This is a genomic window from Pseudomonas sp. AC193, assembly GCF_979258075.1.
The window spans coordinates 5865399-5885860 of record NZ_OZ409832.1; the positions used below are offsets into that span (position 1 = coordinate 5865399).

The window sequence follows — 20462 nt, forward strand, 5'->3', positions numbered from 1 at the left end:
CAAGCCTATGCAATGCGTCGCGCGGGAACAACCCATTGTGTCGATTGAGCTACTTTGTATGAGCCGATAGACGTCGCTGGCGGCGTTTTGATGGCTAACGTATTCTTCGCGGTTCTTTGGGTCGTCTGACCCGCACAACTGCTTTTTTCTGTGTTATTTCCGGAGTTCGCTGAATGTCTGTCGGTTGGCTGCGCGCCTGTGCGCTGGTGATGTTGGGGCTGTTCAGCGTTACGGCGCTGGCCAAGGATAAAACTGCAATCGTGATCGGCGGCGGCCTGTCGGGTCTGACCGCCGCTTACGAACTGCAAAACAAGGGCTGGCAGGTCACGCTGCTGGAAGCCAAACCGAGCATGGGCGGGCGCTCGGGCATGGCCACCAGCGAGTGGATCGGCAACGACAAGACGCAGCCGGTGCTGAACAAGTACGTGTCGACGTTCAAGCTGGGCACCACGCCCGCGCCGGAATTCGTGCGTACGCCGAGTTATCTGATCGACGGCGAGTATTTCTCCGCCGCTGATCTGGCAACCAAGCAACCGGCCACCGCCGAAGCGATCAAGCGTTACGAGAAAACCGTCGATGACCTGGCGCGTTCGATCGATGATCCGCAGAACCCGGCCGCGAACAACACCCTGCACGCGCTGGATCAGATCACCGTGGCGAGCTGGCTCGACCGGCAGAACCTGCCGGCCACTGCGCGTCAGTTGATCAACCAGGACATCCGCACTCACTACGACGAACCTTCGCGTCTGTCGCTGCTGTACTTCGCGCAGCAGAACCGCGTTTATCGCGGCGTTTCCGACCGTGACCTGCGTGCTTCGCGTCTGGTCGGCGGCAGCCAGGTGCTGGCGCAGGCGTTCGTCAAACAGATCAAAACCATCAAGACCAACTCGCCGGTATCGGCGATCGTTCAGGACAAGGACGGCGTTACCGTCAAAGTCGGCAGCGTTGGCTACCAGGCGGACTACGTCGTGTTGGCCGTGCCGCTGCGTGCGCTGAACAAGATTGCCCTGACGCCGGCGCTGGATGCTCAGCACCTGGCCGCCATCAAAGGCACCAACTACGGCTGGCGCGACCAGATCATGCTGAAGTTCAAGACGCCAGTGTGGGAACCCAAGGCGCGCATGTCCGGCGAGATCTACAGCAACACCGGTCTCGGCATGCTCTGGATCGAGCCTGCGCTGAAGGGCGGCGCCAACGTGGTGATCAACCTGTCCGGCGACAATGCCCGCGTGATGCAGGCGTTCGGCGACAAGCAGATGGTCGATCAGGTACTGATCCGTTTGCACGCGTTTTATCCACAGGCCCGTGGCTCGTTCACCGGTTATGAAATCCGCCGCTACAGCACCGACCCGTCGATGGGCGGCGCTTACCTGGCTTACGGCCCGGGCCAGATCAGCAAGTTCTGGCGCCTGTGGGAACGTCCGCTGCAACGCGTAGCGTTCGCTGGCGAACACACCGACACCTTGTACCCGGGCACGCTGGAAGGCGCACTGCGCACCGGTCAGCGTGCGGCCAGTCAGGTTGAAGATCTGGCGGCGGGCAAATCCTTCGAACCGGTGAAAGTGGTGCCGGCTGCAGCAGCGGCGGCGGGTGCCGTGGCGGCGAAGAAGGGCAACTTCTTCAGCAACCTGTTTGGTGGTTCGGATGACGAGAAGAAGCCTGAGCCAGTGAAGGCGCCAGAGCCGGCTCCTGCTCCGGTAGCACCAGCACCTGCGCCGACTCCGGCACCTGCGCCAGCTCCGGTGGAAGCACCGAAGCCTGCGGCACCAGTGAAAGCTGCACCGGCGAAGAAAGCGGCGGCCAAGCCTGCGGCGAAGAAGCCGGCGGCTAAAACCGAAGCGAAAAAGCCTGCGGCGAAACCGGCAGCGAAGAAGGCTGAGCCGGCGAAGAAGCCAGCGGCCAAGCCTGCTGCAACGACCGAGACCAAGGCGCAGTAAGCCTTGCGGTGAATGAAGAAGCGCGGCGTTTATGCCGCGCTTTTTTTTGCCTTTCAGATTGCTATCGCGAGCAGGCTCACTCCTACAGGGGATCGCATTTCTTCAGTTGGAATACGGCCAACTGTAGGAGTGAGCCTGCTCGCGATAGGGCCAGCTCTGCCAACACAAATCCATTGCTTAGAAACAACATCCCGCCACACTTTCCCCGTTAATCTTTCCTTAACACGCCACTTACAGACTCTTGATCGTATTTCTCGATCTTTCAAAGCGAAATTTTCCGCTTTAATTCGATAGATAACTCGCTAGTCTTGGTTCGCAGTTCTCACAGGATTTGGGCAATGCAGCTACGTAACTCTTCTTCGCGCTACGGTTGGGTCAGCATCTTCATGCACTGGGGCGTGGCGCTGGTGGTCTTCGGATTGTTTGCGCTGGGTCTGTGGATGGTCGGGCTGGATTACTACAGCAGCTGGCGCAAAGAGGCGCCGGATCTGCACAAGAGCATCGGCCTGGTATTGCTGGCCGTGATGGTGTTACGGGTGCTGTGGCGCTTTATCAGCCCACCGCCGCCGACGCTGCAAAGCTACAGCCGCATGACCCGTCTCGGCGCCAAGTTCGGTCACGGGTTTCTGTATCTCGCGCTGTTCGCTGTGATGATTGCCGGTTACCTGATTTCCACCGCAGACGGTGTCGGGATCCCGGTGTTTGGCCTGTTTGAAGTTCCTGCACTGCTTTCCGGGCTACCGGATCAGGCAGATACCGCTGGGGTGATTCACCTGTGGCTGGCGTGGATACTGGTAATTTTTTCCGGTCTCCATGCGTTGGCAGCTTTGAAGCACCACTTTATCGATCGTGATGTGACCCTGACGCGAATGCTCGGTCGCAAAGCCTGAAATTCAACCTCGACTCAAAGGAAAAGAAAGCATGTTGAAAAAGACTCTGGCCGCTCTGGCAATCGGTTCTGCACTGCTCTCGGCTCAGGCCATGGCAGCGGACTACAAAATCGACAAGGAAGGCCAGCACGCCTTCGTTGACTGGAAAATCAGCCACCTGGGTTACAGCTTCATCCACGGTACTTTCAAAGATTTCGACGGTACCTTCTCGTGGGATTCGGCCAAGCCTGAAGCCAGCAAGATCGCTGTAGACGTGAAAACCGCCAGTCTGTGGTCGAACCACGCTGAGCGTGACAAGCACATCGCCAGCAAAGACTTCCTCGATGTTGGCAAGTTTGCTGACGCCAAGTTCGTTTCCACCGCCGTTAAATCGACCGGTGAAAAGACCGCTGACGTGACTGGCGACCTGACCCTGCACGGCGTGACCAAGCCTGTGACCTTCAAGGCCACGTTCAACGGCGAAGGCAAGGATCCATGGGGCGGCGAGCGTGCTGGCTTCAACGCCACCACCACCCTGAACCTGAACGATTTCGGGATCAAGGGCCCAGGTCCGTACCTCGCAAACTGCAGATCTGGACATCTCGCTGGAAGGCGTGAAAGTTAAGTAACTTTCCCCGCCACACAAAAACGCCCCCGGTTGAAAGGCCGGGGGCGTTTTTTATTGCCCGTCACAACACAATTCCCTGTGGGGGCGGGCTTTTTGTGGTGAGGGGATTTATCCCCGATGGGTCGCGCAGCGGCCCCAAAATCTACAACGCGGTGCATCTGACGGACCGCGTTCGCTTGATCTGCGACTGCTTCGCAGCCGATCGGGGATAAATCCCCTCGCCACAGGGGTGGTGTACACAGGGGGATTGTGGTGAATCAGGAATAGTGGCGGAGGGATAAAAAATGCCCCGGCTCTTTCGAGGCGGGGCATTTTTCAGTGCAGCGTTAACTCAGCGATTGCGGGTCAGCAAGGCTGGTTTTTCGCCACGTGGGCGGCTTGGCAGTTGATCGAGCTGTTCAGGCGTCGGGAAGCGGTCGGCTTTCGATTCCTTGTGCATGATCTTCGGGCCAGTGCTGCGCGGGTTTTGCACGGCTGGCTCGCTGCGTGGCTGATCGTCACGGGCTGGACGGCGGTTGCGCGACGACGAAGTGTCATCGCGACGCGCCGGCTGACCATCACGCGGTGCGCCGTTGCGCGGGCCGCTGCGTTTGGCCGGTGGGGTGCCGGTGCTCGAACCGTTGCTGTTGCGCGGGCCGTTCTGGCGACCTTGTGGCTGACCGCCACGAGGTGCGCCCGAACCTGCGCCAGCACCTTGAGCCGGTGCGCCTGGACGACGGCCGCGACCGCCAGCCGGAGCCGGCTTGGGCACGTAGTCAACGCGGTTACCGAAGTTATCCACATCGTCATCGAGGAACTCGTCCGGCGCACGATCAGCTGCCGCACGTGGCGGCTGGCTTGGACGCTGCTCACGGGCCGGGGTGCCTTCGCGCGGTTTCTGCTGACGGGCAGGACGCTCGCCACGTTCGCCGGCCGGTTTCTCTTTGCCCTTGTCTTTGCCTTTGTCTTTACGACCGCCGCCACCGCCGCCGCCATTCGGCCCGTCGCCGCGTGGGCCACGTGGATTGCGCGGGTTACGCACGTCCGGACGCTCACGCACTTCCGGCTTCTCGGCTTCAATGGTGCTCGAATCGAAGCCCATCAGGTCGCCGTCGGCGATTTTCTGCTTGGTCATGCGTTCGATGCTTTTCAGCAGTTTTTCTTCGTCCGGTGCGACCAGCGAAATCGCCTCGCCCGAACGACCGGCACGGCCGGTACGGCCGATACGGTGTACGTAATCTTCATCGACGTTCGGCAGTTCGAAGTTGACCACGTGTGGCAACTGATCGATGTCGAGACCGCGTGCGGCGATGTCGGTGGCTACCAGAATGCGTACCTGGTTGGCCTTGAAGTCGGCCAGCGCTTTGGTGCGCGCGTTCTGGCTCTTGTTACCGTGGATCGCCACAGCCGGCAGGCCGTGTTTGTCCAGGTATTCGGCCAGACGGTTGGCGCCGTGCTTGGTGCGAGTGAAGACCAGCACCTGTTCCCACGCGCCGGCAGTGATCAGGTGCGCCAGCAGCGCACGCTTGTGGCTGGCCGGCAGACGGAAGACGCGTTGTTCGATGCGCTCGACCGTGGTGTTCGGCGGCGTCACTTCGATGCGTTCCGGGTTGTGCAGCAGCTTGCCGGCGAGGTCGGTGATGTCCTTGGAGAACGTCGCCGAGAACAGCAGGTTCTGACGCTTGGACGGCAGGCGCGCGAGGACTTTCTTCACGTCGTGCACGAAGCCCATGTCGAGCATGCGGTCGGCTTCGTCGAGGACGAGGATTTCCACGTGGGACAGGTCAACGCTGCCCTGGCCACACAGATCGAGCAAACGACCCGGGCAGGCGACGAGCACGTCGACACCACGGGACATGGCCTGAACCTGTGGGTTCATGCCGACGCCGCCGAAGATGCAGGCGCTGACGAATTTCAGGTCACGGGCGTAGATCTTGAAGCTCTCGTGTACCTGGGCCGCGAGTTCGCGGGTCGGGGTCAGGACCAGTACGCGCGGTTGGCGCGGGCCATGACGCTGGGATTTGTCCGGGTGACCGTTGGGGAACAACCGCTCCAGGATCGGAAGGGCGAAACCGCCGGTTTTACCGGTACCTGTCTGAGCCGCCACCATCAGGTCGCGACCTTGCAACACGGCGGGAATGGCCCGCTGTTGCACCGGAGTAGGCTCGGTATAGCCCGCATCTTCGATGGCGCGGACTAAAGCCTCGGAGAGACCGAGGGAAGCAAAGGACATGAGTAATCCTGTTTTAGTTAGGGCTTGGCCCAATGGGAGTCTTGCCTGGCGCGAATCACGTTTAAGAGGACGCAATCCCGTCCGGTTAGTGCTGCGGTTCCGAAGGCACGTCTGGAGTGCTCGCGCGGGCTGGGAAGCTGCGCTGTAGCGGGTCGAGAGGCCTTTTACGGTTCCGGGCGTCCGGGCGTGAGCCTGGCGGGAACGCCGGAGTATAACAGAGCAATCACTGCGCGCTGCTTTCCTGCTGCTCAACGGTTTTGCGGCTGGCCGAGGCATTGCCCAGCGGCGCGACATCGGACGGGGCCGCGCCATAGCGCGCGCTTAGCTCGGCGTAGGCCGGTTCGCGCTTGAAACGCTTGAGCTCGGCACCGAAACGCTGCACCAGTAAATCCATGCCAGCATTGCGCCGAACCGCCAAAAACTGGCTCTGGCGGCTAATCACGGTCGGGTTTTCAGTGATCTGATTGCGGATATCCAGTTCATCGAGCAAGTGCTGACCGACGCGGCGATCGGTGATCAGCAAGTCGATACGACCACGCACAAGTTTGCCGAAGTTGGCCTCGTGGGTCGGCGCCGGTTCGCGAGTAAACAGAGTCGAATTGCTGAAGTCGGGGCTATATAGATAGCCCGGCGAGGTGCCTATGGTCAGGCCTTTGAGTTCTTCGAGTGTGCTGAACGGGTGCGGTCGATCGTTGGCGTAGAACATCACGAACTCGACGTCCGACAACGGTTCGCTCGGGTAGAGCAGGGTGGCGTCGCGCTCATCGCTGTGAAAGATATCCAGCGCACCGTCGGCCTGACCGGTTTCGAGCATCGACAGGCAACGCTTCCACGGCAGGAACTGCCATTCGACTTCGATGCCCAGCCGTTTGAAGACAATAGCGGTGGTTTCGTAGTCAAGCCCGAGGTTTTTGCCGTTCTCTTCGTAGACGTAAGGCGCCCACGGCTCGGTGACAATACGCAACTTCTCGCCTCGAGCAGCGAAGCTCAGGCAAGCAAAAACCAGCACGGCGAATAACTGTGTGATCAAGGGCATGGCTTGAGATTACGACGAGAAACGCGAAAGAGCCAGAAGGTGGCAGCAGATGCTCTGTTTCGGGCGTTTAAAAGCAAAAGATCGCAGCCTGCGGCAGCTCCTACATTGGTATTAATCACCCTGTGTAGGAGCTGCCGAAGGCTGCGATCTTTTGATCTTTCTTTGAAACTTAGCGCGGCAACTTCAGGTTATTCCAGATCGCCAGACTCGGTTCAGCCTGGTTCATGGAATAGAAGTGCAGCCCCGGTGCGCCGCCCTGCAACAGGCGCTCGCACATCTCGCTGACGACTTGCTCACCAAAGCGCTGAATGCTTTGCGTGTCATCGCCGTAGGCTTCCAGTTGCTTGCGGATCCAGCGCGGAATTTCCGCACCGCAGGCATCGGAGAAGCGCGCGAGTTTGCTGTAGTTGGTGATCGGCATGATCCCCGGAACGATTGGCAGATGGACACCCTGTGCCTGCAAACGGTCGACAAAATAGAAGTAGCTGTCGGCGTTGAAGAAGTACTGGGTGATCGCGCTGTCGGCGCCAGCCTTGGCTTTGCGCACGAAGTTGGCCAGATCGTCTTCGTAGTTGCGCGCTTGCGGATGCATCTCCGGGTAAGCGGCGACTTCGATGTGGAAATGATCGCCGGTTTCTTCACGAATGAATTCAACCAGTTCATTGGCGTGACGCAGCTCACCGCTGGTCATGCCCATGCCGGACGGCAGGTCACCACGCAGGGCGACGATGCGCTTGATGCCGGCAGCCTTGTACTCGTTCAGCAGGCCGCGCAGGTCGTCCTTGCTGTCGCCGACGCACGACAGGTGCGGTGCGGCCGGTACTTTGACTTCGCTTTCCAGTTGCAGAACGGTGTTGAGGGTGCGATCACGGGTCGAACCACCAGCGCCATAGGTGCAGGAAAAGAAATCAGGGTTGTAAGTGGCCAACTGACGGGCAGTGGCGAGCAGTTTTTCATGCCCAGCATCGGTCTTGGTCGGGAAGAACTCGAAGCTGTAGCGACGGTCTTGGGACATGGTCATACCCTTGGAAACAAGAACCTTCGAGGCGCTGCAGTCCCGTGTGGGAGCGGGCTTGCTCGCGAAAGCGGCGGGTCAGACAACACAGATGTCGAATGTGAATCCGCCTTCGCGAGCAAGCCCGCTCCCACAGGGAAAGCGAGCAATCAGCGCCTGTTAGTAGCGGTAAGCGTGCGGCTTGAACGGGCCTTCGACGGTGACGCCGATGTAGTCAGCCTGTTGCTTGGTCAGTTGAGTAACCACGCCACCGAAGCCGCGAACCATTTCCAGGGCCACTTCTTCGTCGAGTTTCTTCGGCAGTACTTCAACGGTCAGACGCTCGGCTTTCTGGGCTGGCGACAGGTCGGCGTACTTCTGGTCGAACAGGAAGATCTGCGCCAGAACCTGGTTGGCGAACGAACCGTCCATGATGCGGCTTGGGTGGCCAGTGGCGTTACCCAGGTTCACCAGACGGCCTTCGGCCAGCAGGATCAGGTAGTCGTCGTTCTGCGCGTCGAAAGCGCCCGGGCCGGTACGGTGGATCTTGTGTACCTGTGGCTTCACTTCTTCCCATGCCCAGTTCTTGCGCATGAAAGCGGTGTCGATTTCGTTGTCGAAGTGACCGATGTTGCAGACAACGGCGCGCTTCTTCAGAGCTTTGAGCATGTTCGAGTCGCAGACATTGACGTTACCGGTGGTGGTCACGATCAGGTCGATCTTGCCCAGCAGTGCTTTGTCGATGCTCGCTTCGGAACCGTCGTTGATACCGTCGATGAACGGCGACACCAGTTCGAAACCGTCCATGCACGCTTGCATGGCGCAGATCGGGTCAACTTCGGAGACTTTAACGATCATGCCTTCCTGACGCAGGGACTGCGCGGAGCCCTTGCCCACGTCACCGTAACCGATGACCAGCGCTTGCTTGCCGGACAGCAGGTGGTCGGTACCGCGCTTGATCGCATCGTTCAGGCTGTGACGGCAGCCGTACTTGTTGTCGTTCTTGGACTTGGTCACCGAGTCGTTGACGTTGATGGCCGGGATGCGCAGTTCGCCCTTGGCCAGCATGTCCAGCAGACGGTGTACGCCGGTGGTGGTTTCTTCGGTCACGCCGTGTACGCGATCCAGTACTTGTGGGTACTTGTCGTGCAGCAACTGAGTCAGGTCGCCGCCGTCGTCGAGGATCATGTTGGCGTCCCATGGCGCGCCATCCTTCAGGATGGTTTGTTCCAGGCACCACTCGTACTCTTCTTCAGTTTCGCCTTTCCAGGCGAAAACCGGGATGCCGGCAGCAGCGATAGCGGCAGCGGCCTGATCCTGAGTCGAGAAAATGTTGCACGACGACCAGCGTACTTCGGCACCCAGGGCAACCAGGGTTTCGATCAGCACGGCAGTCTGAATGGTCATGTGGATGCAGCCGAGGATCTTGGCGCCTTTCAACGGCTGTTCGCCGGAGTACTTGCGACGCAGACCCATCAGAGCCGGCATTTCCGATTCGGCGATGATGGTTTCGCGACGGCCCCAGGCAGCCAGGGACATGTCGGCAACTTTGTAATCGTTAAAATCTGCAGGCGTGATAACAGCGCTCATGAAGAGCCTCCATTCGTAATGTATGCGAATGGGCGCCGTTGTGCGTTTAGTGTCCAGCCTCAGGCCGGTCAACGCCCCATCCGAGCCTGACAGGTTGAACCTGCTGCAGCGCCCCTCGGACAGGTGGCGGGAAAACGGTATCAATTGAAGATGACCGTTTTGAAACGGTGGCGATTATAGCCGTCTAGACTGATCTTCCAAAGGGTTTCTGTCGGCCAGATGAAGATCGCTAATGGCGACCATAGTCGAAGCCGCATGGAGCATGACCGCTCAGTCTGCCAAAATACCGCCCATCGTTCGGCAAGACACTCAGGAGTGAAGATGAATTTCCACACCCGCAAATGGGTAAAACCCGAAGACCTCAACCCCAACGGCACCCTGTTCGGTGGCAGCCTGTTGCGCTGGATCGACGAGGAAGCGGCGATCTACGCCATCGTGCAACTGGGCAATCAGCGCGTGGTGACCAAGTACATTTCCGAAATCAACTTCGTCAGCGCCTCGCGCCAGGGCGACATCATCGAACTGGGCATCACCGCCACCGAGTTCGGCCGCACCTCGATCACCCTGACCTGCGAAGTGCGCAACAAGATCACCCGCAAGAGCATTCTCACCGTCGAGAAAATGGTGTTTGTGAACCTCGGTGAAGACGGTTTGCCGGCACCGCACGGCCGCACCGAAATCAAATACGTCAAAGACCAGTTCCAGGAAGATGAACTCGTTACCAAGTGACATCGGCGGCGCGCCCTTCGCGAGCAAGCCCGCTCCCACATTTGGAATGCGTTCCCCTGTGGGAGCGGGCTTGCTCGCGAATGCGGTCGTGCAGCCACCGAATCTTCATCTGGCCACTGAACAGTCGTGAGCCGCGGGAGTCGTAGCTAAACACCACCCCCACGGTTCCCACGCCATGACCACCCCTACCGACGGCAAGACCCCCGATCTCTCGGCCAAAGAACAGCACGAAGTCGAGAAAAACCAGCCGCCCCGCGCGGCCGTTCTGCATGAAATCATCCGCTCGCAAGGCGATCAGGAGCTGGAGCGCAGCATCGCCGCACTCTGGTGGTCGGCGCTGGCGGCCGGGTTGACCATGGGCCTGTCGCTGATGGGCATGGGCCTGCTCAACTCGCGCCTGCCCGACGGTGACGAATTCAAAGTGATCGCCAGTTTCGGCTACTGCGCCGGTTTCCTCGCGGTGATCCTCGCACGCCAGCAACTGTTCACCGAAAATACCCTGACCGCCGTGCTGCCGGTGATGACCAAACCGACCCTTCAAAACTTCGGCCGGCTGATTCGTCTGTGGACGGTGGTGCTGGTCGGCAACCTCTGCGGCACGATTCTGGTGGCGTACGTGATGCTCGAACTGCCGATCTTCGACACCAAGACCGATCACGCCTTCCTCGAAATAGGCCGCAAGGTCATGGAAAACCACGCCAGCCAGATGTTCGCCAAAGGCATCGTGTCCGGCTGGATGATCGCCACCATGGTCTGGATGATCCCGTCCATGGAGAGCGCGAAGATGTGGATCATCATCCTCATCACTTACCTGATGGCGCTCGGCGACTTCACCCACATCGTCGTCGGTTCGGCGGAGGTTTCGTACCTGGTGTTTGCCGGCGAGTTGCCGTGGAGTGATTTCTGGATGGTCTTCGCCGGGCCGACGCTGGCGGGGAATATCATCGGCGGCAGTTTTATCTTTGCGTTGATCAGCCACGCGCAGATTCGCAGTGAGAGCGGGACGCCGAAATCCAGCGGCCCTGATGAGGATCAAGGCGAGTCGAAGAAGGATTCCGAGCGATGAGGCGTGGTCGTTGAAAGTGCCGCGCACAAAGCGCTGATCATGTTTGGCCGATCGGTCTGGGCCGGGCTGATCAGCGCGATCTCGCGGTCATAGCGATCATTGCCAATCTGGCTCACTGCGCATTGATGGCCCCATTGCTCAAAACCGACCAATAGGGCACGAGGCTCACACCCATGCCGCCCGTCACCAGCATGGCAATGGTCTCCAGCGCATCCAGATCGACCAGTGGTGTCGGCTTCAATCCTTGATCCGCCAGATATTGCTCGGCATAGCGGCCGCCCCAGGCGTCCGGGTCGTAGCGGATGTAAGGCTGGCTCATGAGTTGCGCAGTGATTCTATTCGAGGACTTTTCTTTCGACAGAAACACCAGCGGTTCCTTGCGCAGGGACACCGCTTGCAGGGCTTTGGGCAATTCGAACGGCGGAGCGACGAGGATCGCCGCGTCCACCTCGCCTGAAAGAAGTGCCTGATACAGCGATCGCGATGTTCCCGGCACGATCACCGGCGTCAAACCCGGCGCCGACACGGTCAGCGCGCGCAATGCTTCCGGCATCAGCCCGGTCAGAACCGTGGAAATCGCGCCGATTCGCAACTGTCCGGTCAGCCCCGCGCCGTCAGCGTCTCCCGCCAATAAGGCCACTTCACGAACGATACGTCTGGCTCTGGGCAACAGACCGAGACAGGCCTGACTCGGCTTGGCGGCATGCCCGACGCGGGATAACAGCTCAAAACCGAGCTGCCGTTCGAGCGCGAGAATGCGCTGACTGATTGCGGCGGCCGTCAGTCCTTCAATTCGCGCAGCATGGGCGATCGAGCCGCATTCGACGACGGTGATCAGGCTCTTTAAATATCGCGTATCCATAAGAAATGCTTTCGATAGCAGTAAGAATTACAGGCTATCTCTTTTGATCGAAACCGCACAGTCTTCAAGCATTCCGCTGTTTCCATCGCCCGGTGATCGTCAGGAGTTCTTAATGCAGTCGATTTTTCATCTCGCTATGCACGTCCGCGATTTGCAGGTTTCCCGCGATTTTTATGGAGGCTTGCTGGGGTGTAAAGAAGGTCGCAGTACCGAGACCTGGGTCGATTTCGATTTTTTCGGCCATCAATTGTCGTTGCACTTGGGCGAACCCTTTGCGGTCAGCAACACCGGGAAAGTCGGCGAGCATGACGTGCCGATGCCCCATCTCGGCGTGATCCTCGAGATGTCGGACTGGGTTGCGTTGAAGGAGCGCTTGATCGAAGGTCAGGTGCAATTTGTGCTTCGTCCACACATTCGCTTTCCCGGAGAGCCCGGTGAGCAAGCCACGATGTTTTTTCTGGATCCTGCCGGAAATCCGATTGAGATAAAGGGCTTCACTGACTTGCAGGGTGTTTATGCACAATTTTGATCAGGCTGATGCCACCGCCATTGCCGAAAGCGTGCGTTGCGCTGACGTGAATGCGGAGACCGTTGCCGAGCATTTTCTTGAATGCGTCGATACGCGCGAGCCCATCATAAAAGCGTTTGTTTCGTTCGACCCGGAAGAGGTACGCCGCCAGGCTCGCCAACTGCAGAACGGTCACGCGAAAGGCCTGCTGGCGGGTGTGCCGGTGGGGGTCAAGGACATCTATGACACCGTGGATCATCCGACCCGTTTCTACTCGCCGATCTATGAGGACAATCGTCCTTCGCGTGATGCCCATGTCGTCGCACTGCTGCGCCAGGCCGGGGCGGTGATCATGGGCAAGACCCACACCACCGAATTCGCTTACATGCACACCGGGCCAACTCGCAATCCGCATGATCTCGACAGAACACCCGGAAGCTCCAGTGCCGGCTCGGCAGCGGGGATGGCGGCCGGTTTTTTTCCGCTCGCGTTGGGCACGCAGACCGCCGGGTCGTTGATCAAGCCAGCATCCTACTGCGGTCTGTATGCGCTCAAACCTTCGTACGGGCTGGTTTCGCTGGAAGGGGTAAAGCCATTGGCGCCGAGTTTCGACACGGTGGGTTGGTATGGCCGCTCGGTGCGCGATCTCGAGCTGATGGCGCAAGTCTTGATCCCCAGTCTCCCGACGCTTGCTCATCAACAGAGCGTTTGCACGTTCGGCTTCTGTCGTACGGCGCGTTGGGATCAGGTTGATGAAGAGGTAGCCACGGCACTGGAAGCCGCGGTTGAGGATTTGCGAATGGCGGGCCATCAAGTCCTTGAGGTGGTGCTGCCTGAGGCGTTTGCGTCGGTATTCGATGATCATCTGTTGATCAACGATTGCGAGGGCGCTCGATCACTGGCCAAAGAGCTGCAAGCGCACCCTGACCAACTCAGTGAGGAATTATTGGCGATGATCGAGCGCGCCCGTCTGACGACGTGGGCGCAAGAGTCAGCCGCGAAGAAGCGCTTGGCAACGTTAGCCGCGGTGTTGGAGCTGATATTCCAACCGTTCGACGCCGTGCTGGGTGCGAGCTGCGGTATCGTCGCGCCGTTGGGGCTTGGCGCGACGGGCCCATCCGATTTCAGCAAGTTCTGGATGGCGTTTGGCTTACCGCAAATCAACCTTCCTCTCGTCCGCAAGACCGGGGCGTTGCCCATTGGCCTGCAAATGATTGGCGCGTTCAGAGCTGACAGTCATCTGTTACACGCTGCCGGGCAGGTTGAGGCAGTGCTGAGCACTGCCCGCCAGGCGGCGCCACAGTGATGCGTCAGTGCGCAGATTCAGTCGCCGCTTTCGGCTCATTGCGCGTCGCATGCTTGACCAGTTTGCCGATGGTCAGGCCCTGCAGCAGGATCGACGACAGCACCACGATGTAGGTGATGCTCAGCAGCAAATCGCGCTCCGGCCCCAGCGGCAGGGCCAGCGCCAGTGCCACCGAAACACCGCCGCGCAAACCACCCCAGGTCAGAATGCGGATGGTGCCGGCGGGCACTGTGCGCCAGCGCCGTAGCAGCAGAATCGCCGGAGCGACGGTGAGCAGACGCGACAACAGAATCGCCACCGCCAACACACCAGCCGCGGCCATGTGCAACCAGTTGAACGGCAGCAGCAACAGCTCCATGCCGATCAGCGCGAACAGCAGCGCGTTGAGCATGTCATCGAGCAATTCCCAGAAACCGTCGAGATAACGACGAGTCATTTCGTTCATCGCCAGATTGCGCCCGACGTTGCCGATGATCAGACCGGCGACCACCATCGCGATCGGCGCTGACACATGAATCTCGGTGGCCATCGCCGAACCGCCGATGACCAGCGCCAGCGTCAGCATCACGGTGATCTGGTGCTGCTCGATGCTTTTGATCATCCGATAGACCAGGTAACCGATCAGCCCGCCGAACAGCACACCGCCAATCGCTTCGTGAACGAACAGCATGGCCGTGGCGCTGACGGTCGGGGTTTCGCCGAGTTGGGCGATGCCGAGCAACACGGTGAACACCACAACCGCCGTGCCGTCGTTGAACAGCGACTCGCCGACGATGGTGGTTTTCAGTGGTTTCGAGGCGTTGGCGGTACGCAACACGCCGAGCACCGCGATCGGGTCGGTGGGCGAAATCAGCGCGCCGAACAGCAGGCAGTAAAGAAAACTCACGTGCCAGCCGAACAGGGCAAAGATGTAAAAGGCGAGGCTGCCGATCACCGTGGTGGCGATCAACACACCGAAGGTCGCCAGCAGGCCAATCGGCCAGCGGTAGCTGCGCAAGTCGTTGAGGTTGACGTGCAAGGCGCCGGCGAACAGCAGGAACGAGAGCATCCAGTTCATCAGCAGATCGCCGAAGTCGATCTGGCCGATCAGTTGCTGCACGCGTTCTTCGAGACCGGGGTAGCCGAGTACGCTCAGGCCTTGCAGGATCAGCGAGAACAGCAGCGCGGTGACCATCACGCCGATGGTCGGCGGCAGTCCGATGAAGCGGAAGTTGACGAAGGTGAGGAGGGTGGTGAGGCAGATGAAAGCGGCGACAAGTTCAAGCATCCGGGGTCCTTTGGATGGAGGGGTTTTTGAGGTGCGGCCATGCTTGGGCGCAAGGGTTTGATGGGGTGACAGTGGCTGAGGGCACAAGCTTCCCTCACCCCAGCCCTCTCCCGGAGGGAGAGGGAGCCGATCTTGGTCGAGTTCAAATCCTGAGTTCGACTCGAAGTTTCACGTCGGCGTAGCTCGACATTCACCTCGGTCAGTCCCCTCTCCCTCCGGGAGAGGGTTAGGGTGAGGGCTAGCTGGAGACATTGACCGCAACCGCCCCTCGACGTTGCAGATAAATAAACAAAAGCGCCGTCAGCACCGTCAACCCGCCGACCAGCGCCCCCGTCCACGGCAGATCCGCCAGATCCGCACCGCTGGCCACCACCAGCCCGCCGATCCACGCGCCCGCCGCGTTACCCAGATTGAAGGCACTCTGGTTCAACGTCGAACCCAGATTCGGCGCTTCATGCGCCTGATCAATAATCAGCAACTGCAAAATCGGGCACAGCGCAAAAGCGAATATCCCCCACAGCACCAGCGTGATCGCCGCCGGTACCACCGAACGACTGGTCTGACTGAACGCCGCCAGAATCACCACAACCGCCAATGCCACGCCGACCAGTGAAGGCAGCAAACGGCTATCGGCCAGACGTCCACCGAGCATGCTGCCGCCGGTCAAACCCACGCCGAACAACAGCAACATCACGGTCACGCCGTGCGGGCTGACGCCGGTGATGTCCTGCAGGATCGGCGCGATGTAGGTGAACACGCTGAACAGACTGGTCGAGGCCAGCACGCTCATGCCCAGCGCCAGCAGCACATTGACCTTGCCCAGCACTTTGAACTCGCTGGCGAGGTTGGCCTTGTCCATCGGGATGTGTTTCGGCAGCCAGAACCACTGCGCGAGGGCGGCGATGACGCCGATCACCGACACTGCCCAGAACGTCGATCGCCACCCGGCGTACTGGCCGAGCGCTGTGCCCAATGGCACGCCGAGGACGTTGGCCAAAGTCAGGCCGGTGAACATCATCGCAATTGCTTGCGCACGTTTGTTCGGCGCAACGAGCCCGGCGGCAACCACCGAGCCGATGCCGAAAAACGCACCGTGGCACAGCGCCGTGACCACGCGTGCAGCCATCAGCGTCGCGTAGTTCGGGGCGAGGGCGCAGAGGATGTTGCCGAGGATGAACATCAGCGTCATGCCCAGCAGTGTCGCTTTGCGCGGCATGTTGGCGGTACCGATCGCCAGGATCGGCGCGCCGAAAACCACGCCCAGCGCGTACCCGGTGATCAACAAACCAGCGTGGGGAATGCTCACGGCGAGGTCGCGGGCGACGTCGGGCAGCAGGCCCATGATGACGAATTCAGTGGTGCCGATGCCGAATGCGGCAACAGCGAGGGCAAGCAAAGCGAGTGGCATGCGCAAGGTCTCTGTCGGTAGTCTTGACGCTGTGATCAGGCGTACGCAGGCCATCGACCGTTCTCGGAGAGAGGCGGTGCAGGCGGGAATTATTGGAATTTTTCTGTGCGCAACTGAGTGCGGCGTGGTCGCTTGCAGTATAAACAGCTGCTGACACATCGCGAATCAATAATCTGACTATTCGAATTATCGATTTTCACTGTAGGAGCTGCCGCAGGCTGCGATCTTTTGATCTTGCTCTTAAAAATCAGGATCAAAAGATCGCTGCCTGCGGCAGCTCCTACACGGGAATTATAAAAATAAGGAGCAAGACGTGCTGGCGACAGCTTTGGTATTGATGGCGGCGCTGTTGCATGCGACGTGGAATACGTTGATCAAATTCAGCGCCGAGCGGCTGCTGGTGGTGGCGTGCATGGACACCGTGGCGCTGCTGGTCGTCGCCATCGCGTTTCCGTTTGTGAGCCTGCCGCCCATGGAAATCTGGCCATGGATTCTGGCGTCGGCGGCGTTTGAACTGCTCTATCGCTATTTGTTGATTCAAGCGTATCGGGTGGGGGATCTGGGGCTGGTCTATCCACTGATGCGCGGACTGTCGCCGCTGGTGGTGCTGGCGCTGACCCTGATCTTCGCCGGTGAGGTGCTCACCACCCAGCAGATCTTCGGGATCATGCTGATTCCGGTGGGCATGGCCGGCCTGCTTTGGCAGGGCGGTGGTGGCAAGCACTTGCCGTGGTCGATGCTGCCCGTGGTGGCGCTGATTGGCCTGTGCATCGGTTGCTACACCTACATCGATGGCCAGGCGCTGCGGCGCTGGTCGCATCCGCTGGATTATCTGGTCTGGGTCACGCTGCTCAGCGCCTGGCCGTTTCCGTTGCTGGCGTGGGTCGCCAAGCGTCCGGCGTTCATGCTGTTCTGGCGCGAGCAATGGAAGCTCGGTCTGGCGGTGGGCTTCTGCGTGTTGGCCAGCTACGCTCTGGTGCTGTGGGCAATGCAATTGGGCTCGATTGCCGAAGCGGCGGCGTTGCGTGAGATCAGCGTGATCCTGGTGGTGCTGTTCGGTATGCGCTACCTCAAAGAACCTTTCGGCCGACCGCGGCTCTTAGCCTGTGGGCTGGTGCTGATTGGCATGCTGATCATGAAGTTCTGACAGCCCGCGAATTCTATAACTCGAAAAAAGGACGGCGTTATGACGGTGGCTCTGTGGTGTGTGTTGATCGCGATATTTTTGCCGTATGTCTGCACAGGCGTGGCCAAGGCTGTTGGCGGCTATCGGCTGAGTGACAATCATGATCCGCGCGACTTTCTCGAAAGCCTGAATGGTGTGGCTCGGCGGGCGCATGCGGCGCAATTGAACAGCTTTGAAGTGATGCCGGCGTTTGCCGCGGCGGTGCTCGTCGCGCATCTGGTGGGGACTGCGCAGTTGGTGACAGTGAATGTGCTGGCGGTGATGTTTATCACCAGTCGCCTGCTGTACATCATTTGCTATCTGGCCGACTGGGCGATCTTGCGTTCGCTGGTGTGGTTTGTGGGGATGGGGTTGATTGCTTCGTTCTTCTTTGTGTCGGTTTGATTATTGGGTGTGGCTGATGGCCTCTTCGCGAGCAAGCCCGCTCCCACAGTTGGAATACCTATCCATGTGGGAGCGGGCTTGCTCGCGAAGGCTATCTAACAGCCATCGATAATCTCAGGGCTTACTTCTTCTCTGTATCAGCCACCTGCGGCACTTGCGGCAGCGGCGCGCCTTTTGGCCAGAGCATCCAGATTTGTCCCTGCTGTTTCATGTCCCCGGCCAGTTGCCCGGCTGCATCACCCGTGCCCCAAAACAGATCCGCACGCACCTCGCCAGCAATCGCGCCGCCGGTGTCCTGCGCCGCGACCGGTCGAACCAATGCGGTGCCATCCGGGCGCGTGGTCGACAGCCACAACAGACTGCCCAACGGAATCACCTTGCGATCCACCGCCGCGCTATAGCCAGCCGTTAGCGGTACGTTCAGCGAACCGCGCGGGCCTTCGTTGCTGTCCGGGTTACGGGTGAAGAACACATAGCTCGGGTTGCTGCCCAGCAGTTCCGGGATGCGCGCCGGGTTGGCCTTGGCCCAATTGCTGATCGCGCTCATGGTCACGTCTTCTTTCTTCAACTCGCCTTGCTCGACCAGCCAACGACCAATCGGTCGGTACGGATGACCGTTCTGATCGGCGTAAGCAATGCGCAGCTGTTTGCCGTCCTGAGTCTGGATGCGACCGGAACCCTGAATTTGCAGGAATTGCAGGTTCATTGGATCAGTCAGGTAAGCCACCACTGGGGCTTTCACACCTTTGGCTTCGATGGTCGCGGCGTCGTCGTAAGGTTTGAGCACGCGACCTTCGAGACGACCGCGCAGGCGTTTGCCCTTCAATTCCGGATAGATGCTGTCGAGCGAGACGATGATCATGTCTTCGGGCACGCCGTACACCGGGACATTCGCTACGTCGGTTGGAGTCAGGCTGCCGGGGTAGACCGGTTCGTAGTAACCGGTGATCAAGCCGTTGGGATTGTCGTTTTCAGCGCGCAGGCCGAAGACATCGAGGTTCTGTTTGAGAAAGGCGCGAATCTCGTCGGCGCTCTGCGGCACATTGGCTGCCGCTGCGCAGGTCGGGCCCCAGACCGTATCAGCCTTGAGTCGGGTGCAGGCGCTGCGCCACGAGCCAAAACCTGCCACCAGATCGCTGTCGGACACAACCGGCAGTGCTTCCCACGTGGCGCTGGAGTAAGTGGCCAGTGCGTGGGTTTTCGGCTTGGCAGTCTCGCCACCGGTGCAGCCGGCGAGGATCGCCAGCAGCGGAAGGGTTGCGATCAGTGGGTGACGCCAGGCCTTGAAGCGGCTGTTCATGGAGTAATTCCTGTGCCGGTCGCCCGAATGCTCCATGCGTTCAGACAACCCTTAATTTTAATAGGGCTATTGGTGTTTGTCGGTGACGCGGGGATACTGGCCGCCGATTCCGTGACCTGAAGCCACCATGACTCTTAAAAGACTTTCTGTTGTATTGCTGGCCTGTCTGACCTTGTCCGCCTGCGGCGGTGTCGATCCGAACTCTCCACTGGGTCAACGCAAGGCAATCTTCAAAAAAATGCTCAAAACCGGCGAAGACCTCGGTGGCATGTTGCGCGGACGCATTCCGTTCGACGGGCCGAAATTCGCCGAAGGCGCGGTCAAACTCGATGCGCTGTCCCATGAGCCGTGGAAGCATTTCCCGCAGGTGCGCGAAGAAGATCACACCAGCGCCAAGGACGATGTCTGGCAAAAACAGGCGCAGTTTCAGGAAATGGCCCGCAAGCTGGAAGCGGCCACCGGTGAATTGGTGACCGCCAGCCAGGTTCAGCCGTACAAGGCCAGTAACCTCGGGCCTGCGGTGCAGAAGGTTGAAGACGCCTGCAGCGCTTGCCATAAACAGTTTCGGGATCATTAATTCCTGAGGCCGCTGAATACTTTTGTGGCGAGGGGATTTATCCCCGTTGGGCTGCGAAGCAGCCCCAAAACTATACAGCCGAGTTTTTTCAGTCAGACCCGACCGGCCGGATTTGCGACGGCTTCGCCGCCGAACGGGGATGAATCCCCTCGCCACAGGGCCATCAATTACTTATCGATTTCATCCAGCGCGTCTTGCAGTTCTTTGCGCGACTCGGCGAGTTTGTCTTTGCGCTTGTTGATCTTTTCCGGATCGCCTTTCTTCATCGCCTTGTCGAGATCAGCCTGGCGCTGGCTCACTTCGTGTTTGGCTTCGAGCACTTTATTTTCGCGCTCTTTTTTCAGGCCAGCGTCGGTGCAGTTCTTGGTCACTTCATTCAGTGCAGTTTCCAGACCGGCCTGCTGATCGGCATTGCCACGGGATTTGGCCTGTTCGATCTGGTTCATGATGCCTTGCTTCTTGGCGGCGCAGCCGGTCAGGCCCGGAGCGTCTTCGTCGGCCATTACAGGGGTGGCCATTACGCCGCAAAGGGTCAGCAGGGCGAGCGGTGCGAGAAATTTCATAAAAGCTCCATGTGCAAAGGCAATCGGGACGGTAGGGCAC

18 protein-coding genes, 1 pseudogene and 1 riboswitch are annotated in these 20462 nt (G+C 59.6%); of the genes and pseudogenes, 10 read left to right on the plus strand and 9 right to left on the minus strand.

Annotation, left to right across the window (positions count from 1 at the left end; all coding sequences use genetic code 11):
• Positions 1–173: 173 nt before the first annotated feature.
• The 3 genes and pseudogenes from ACZZ0D_RS26340 (at position 174) to ACZZ0D_RS26350 (ending at position 3435) form a co-directional block, all read left to right on the plus strand.
• The gene (locus ACZZ0D_RS26340) at positions 174–1937 is read left to right on the plus strand and encodes a flavin monoamine oxidase family protein (RefSeq protein WP_463554647.1); all 1764 of its coding nucleotides are present in this window, start codon (positions 174–176) and stop codon (positions 1935–1937) included.
• A gap of 338 nt (positions 1938–2275) precedes the next feature.
• Positions 2276–2827 (plus strand): cytochrome b, encoded by a 552-nt coding sequence (locus ACZZ0D_RS26345; protein ID WP_053124660.1) that lies wholly within the window; start codon positions 2276–2278, stop codon positions 2825–2827.
• Positions 2828–2858: 31 nt separating this feature from the next.
• Positions 2859–3435, plus strand: a pseudogene (locus tag ACZZ0D_RS26350) (YceI family protein).
• 330 nt (positions 3436–3765) lie between these two features.
• Here ACZZ0D_RS26350 and ACZZ0D_RS26355 read toward each other — a convergent pair.
• From ACZZ0D_RS26355 to ahcY, 4 genes are all read right to left on the minus strand, one after another.
• Complete coding sequence (locus ACZZ0D_RS26355) at positions 3766–5646, minus strand: DEAD/DEAH box helicase (RefSeq protein ID WP_463554648.1); 1881 nt, start codon at positions 5644–5646, stop codon at positions 3766–3768.
• Between the two features lie 223 nt (positions 5647–5869).
• Positions 5870–6682 carry a substrate-binding periplasmic protein gene (locus ACZZ0D_RS26360; RefSeq protein WP_212545066.1) on the minus strand — a complete coding sequence of 271 codons (813 nt, stop codon included), beginning with the start codon at positions 6680–6682 and terminating at the stop codon, positions 5870–5872.
• A 169-nt stretch (positions 6683–6851) separates the two neighbouring features.
• Entirely contained in the window at positions 6852–7697 is an 846-nt protein-coding gene (gene metF / locus ACZZ0D_RS26365) for a methylenetetrahydrofolate reductase [NAD(P)H] (protein ID WP_463554649.1), read from the minus strand.
• Between the two features lie 159 nt (positions 7698–7856).
• Entirely contained in the window at positions 7857–9266 is a 1410-nt protein-coding gene (ahcY, locus tag ACZZ0D_RS26370) for an adenosylhomocysteinase (RefSeq protein ID WP_159811865.1), read from the minus strand.
• A gap of 23 nt (positions 9267–9289) precedes the next feature.
• A riboswitch (S-adenosyl-L-homocysteine riboswitch) is annotated at positions 9290–9389 on the minus strand.
• A gap of 198 nt (positions 9390–9587) precedes the next feature.
• Here ahcY and ACZZ0D_RS26375 point away from each other — a divergent pair.
• Together ACZZ0D_RS26375 and ACZZ0D_RS26380 are read left to right on the plus strand one after the other, a co-directional pair.
• Complete coding sequence (locus ACZZ0D_RS26375; RefSeq protein WP_016984776.1) at positions 9588–9995, plus strand: acyl-CoA thioesterase; 408 nt, start codon at positions 9588–9590, stop codon at positions 9993–9995.
• 175 nt (positions 9996–10170) lie between these two features.
• Entirely contained in the window at positions 10171–11061 is an 891-nt protein-coding gene (locus ACZZ0D_RS26380; protein WP_053124651.1) for a formate/nitrite transporter family protein, read from the plus strand.
• A 112-nt stretch (positions 11062–11173) separates the two neighbouring features.
• Here ACZZ0D_RS26380 and ACZZ0D_RS26385 read toward each other — a convergent pair whose 3' ends face one another.
• Complete coding sequence (locus ACZZ0D_RS26385; protein WP_463554650.1) at positions 11174–11923, minus strand: LysR substrate-binding domain-containing protein; 750 nt, start codon at positions 11921–11923, stop codon at positions 11174–11176.
• Positions 11924–12035: 112 nt separating this feature from the next.
• Between ACZZ0D_RS26385 and ACZZ0D_RS26390 the strand changes: the two genes are divergently transcribed.
• Together ACZZ0D_RS26390 and ACZZ0D_RS26395 are read left to right on the plus strand one after the other, a co-directional pair.
• Positions 12036–12452, plus strand: coding sequence for a VOC family protein (locus tag ACZZ0D_RS26390; protein ID WP_463554651.1), 417 nt, complete (start codon positions 12036–12038; stop codon positions 12450–12452).
• The gene (locus ACZZ0D_RS26395) at positions 12439–13737 is read left to right on the plus strand and encodes an amidase (protein WP_463554652.1); all 1299 of its coding nucleotides are present in this window, start codon (positions 12439–12441) and stop codon (positions 13735–13737) included. Before ACZZ0D_RS26390 ends, ACZZ0D_RS26395 begins: the two co-directional genes overlap by 14 nt.
• A gap of 4 nt (positions 13738–13741) precedes the next feature.
• Here the strand turns inward: ACZZ0D_RS26395 and ACZZ0D_RS26400 are convergent, their stop codons facing one another.
• On the minus strand, positions 13742–15004 hold the full coding sequence (locus tag ACZZ0D_RS26400) for a cation:proton antiporter (protein WP_159811860.1): 1263 nt from the start codon (positions 15002–15004) through the stop codon (positions 13742–13744).
• 238 nt (positions 15005–15242) lie between these two features.
• Positions 15243–16412 carry an MFS transporter gene (locus ACZZ0D_RS26405; RefSeq protein WP_463554653.1) on the minus strand — a complete coding sequence of 390 codons (1170 nt, stop codon included), beginning with the start codon at positions 16410–16412 and terminating at the stop codon, positions 15243–15245.
• Positions 16413–16725: 313 nt separating this feature from the next.
• Between ACZZ0D_RS26405 and ACZZ0D_RS26410 the strand changes: the two genes are divergently transcribed.
• Entirely contained in the window at positions 16726–17559 is an 834-nt protein-coding gene (locus tag ACZZ0D_RS26410; protein WP_463554654.1) for an EamA family transporter, read from the plus strand.
• Positions 17560–17598: 39 nt separating this feature from the next.
• Positions 17599–17982 carry an MAPEG family protein gene (locus ACZZ0D_RS26415; RefSeq protein ID WP_053124636.1) on the plus strand — a complete coding sequence of 128 codons (384 nt, stop codon included), beginning with the start codon at positions 17599–17601 and terminating at the stop codon, positions 17980–17982.
• Positions 17983–18103: 121 nt separating this feature from the next.
• On the opposite strand, the gene mltA is transcribed toward ACZZ0D_RS26415, so the two are convergent.
• Entirely contained in the window at positions 18104–19282 is a 1179-nt protein-coding gene (mltA, locus tag ACZZ0D_RS26420) for a murein transglycosylase A (RefSeq protein ID WP_463554655.1), read from the minus strand.
• A 127-nt stretch (positions 19283–19409) separates the two neighbouring features.
• On the opposite strand from mltA, the gene ACZZ0D_RS26425 reads away from it, so the two are divergent.
• Positions 19410–19859, plus strand: a complete 450-nt coding sequence (locus tag ACZZ0D_RS26425; RefSeq protein ID WP_463554656.1) for a c-type cytochrome — start codon at positions 19410–19412, stop codon at positions 19857–19859.
• Between the two features lie 167 nt (positions 19860–20026).
• Here the strand turns inward: ACZZ0D_RS26425 and ACZZ0D_RS26430 are convergent, their stop codons facing one another.
• On the minus strand, positions 20027–20422 hold the full coding sequence (locus ACZZ0D_RS26430) for a DUF1090 domain-containing protein (protein WP_463554657.1): 396 nt from the start codon (positions 20420–20422) through the stop codon (positions 20027–20029).
• Positions 20423–20462 lie beyond the last annotated feature (40 nt).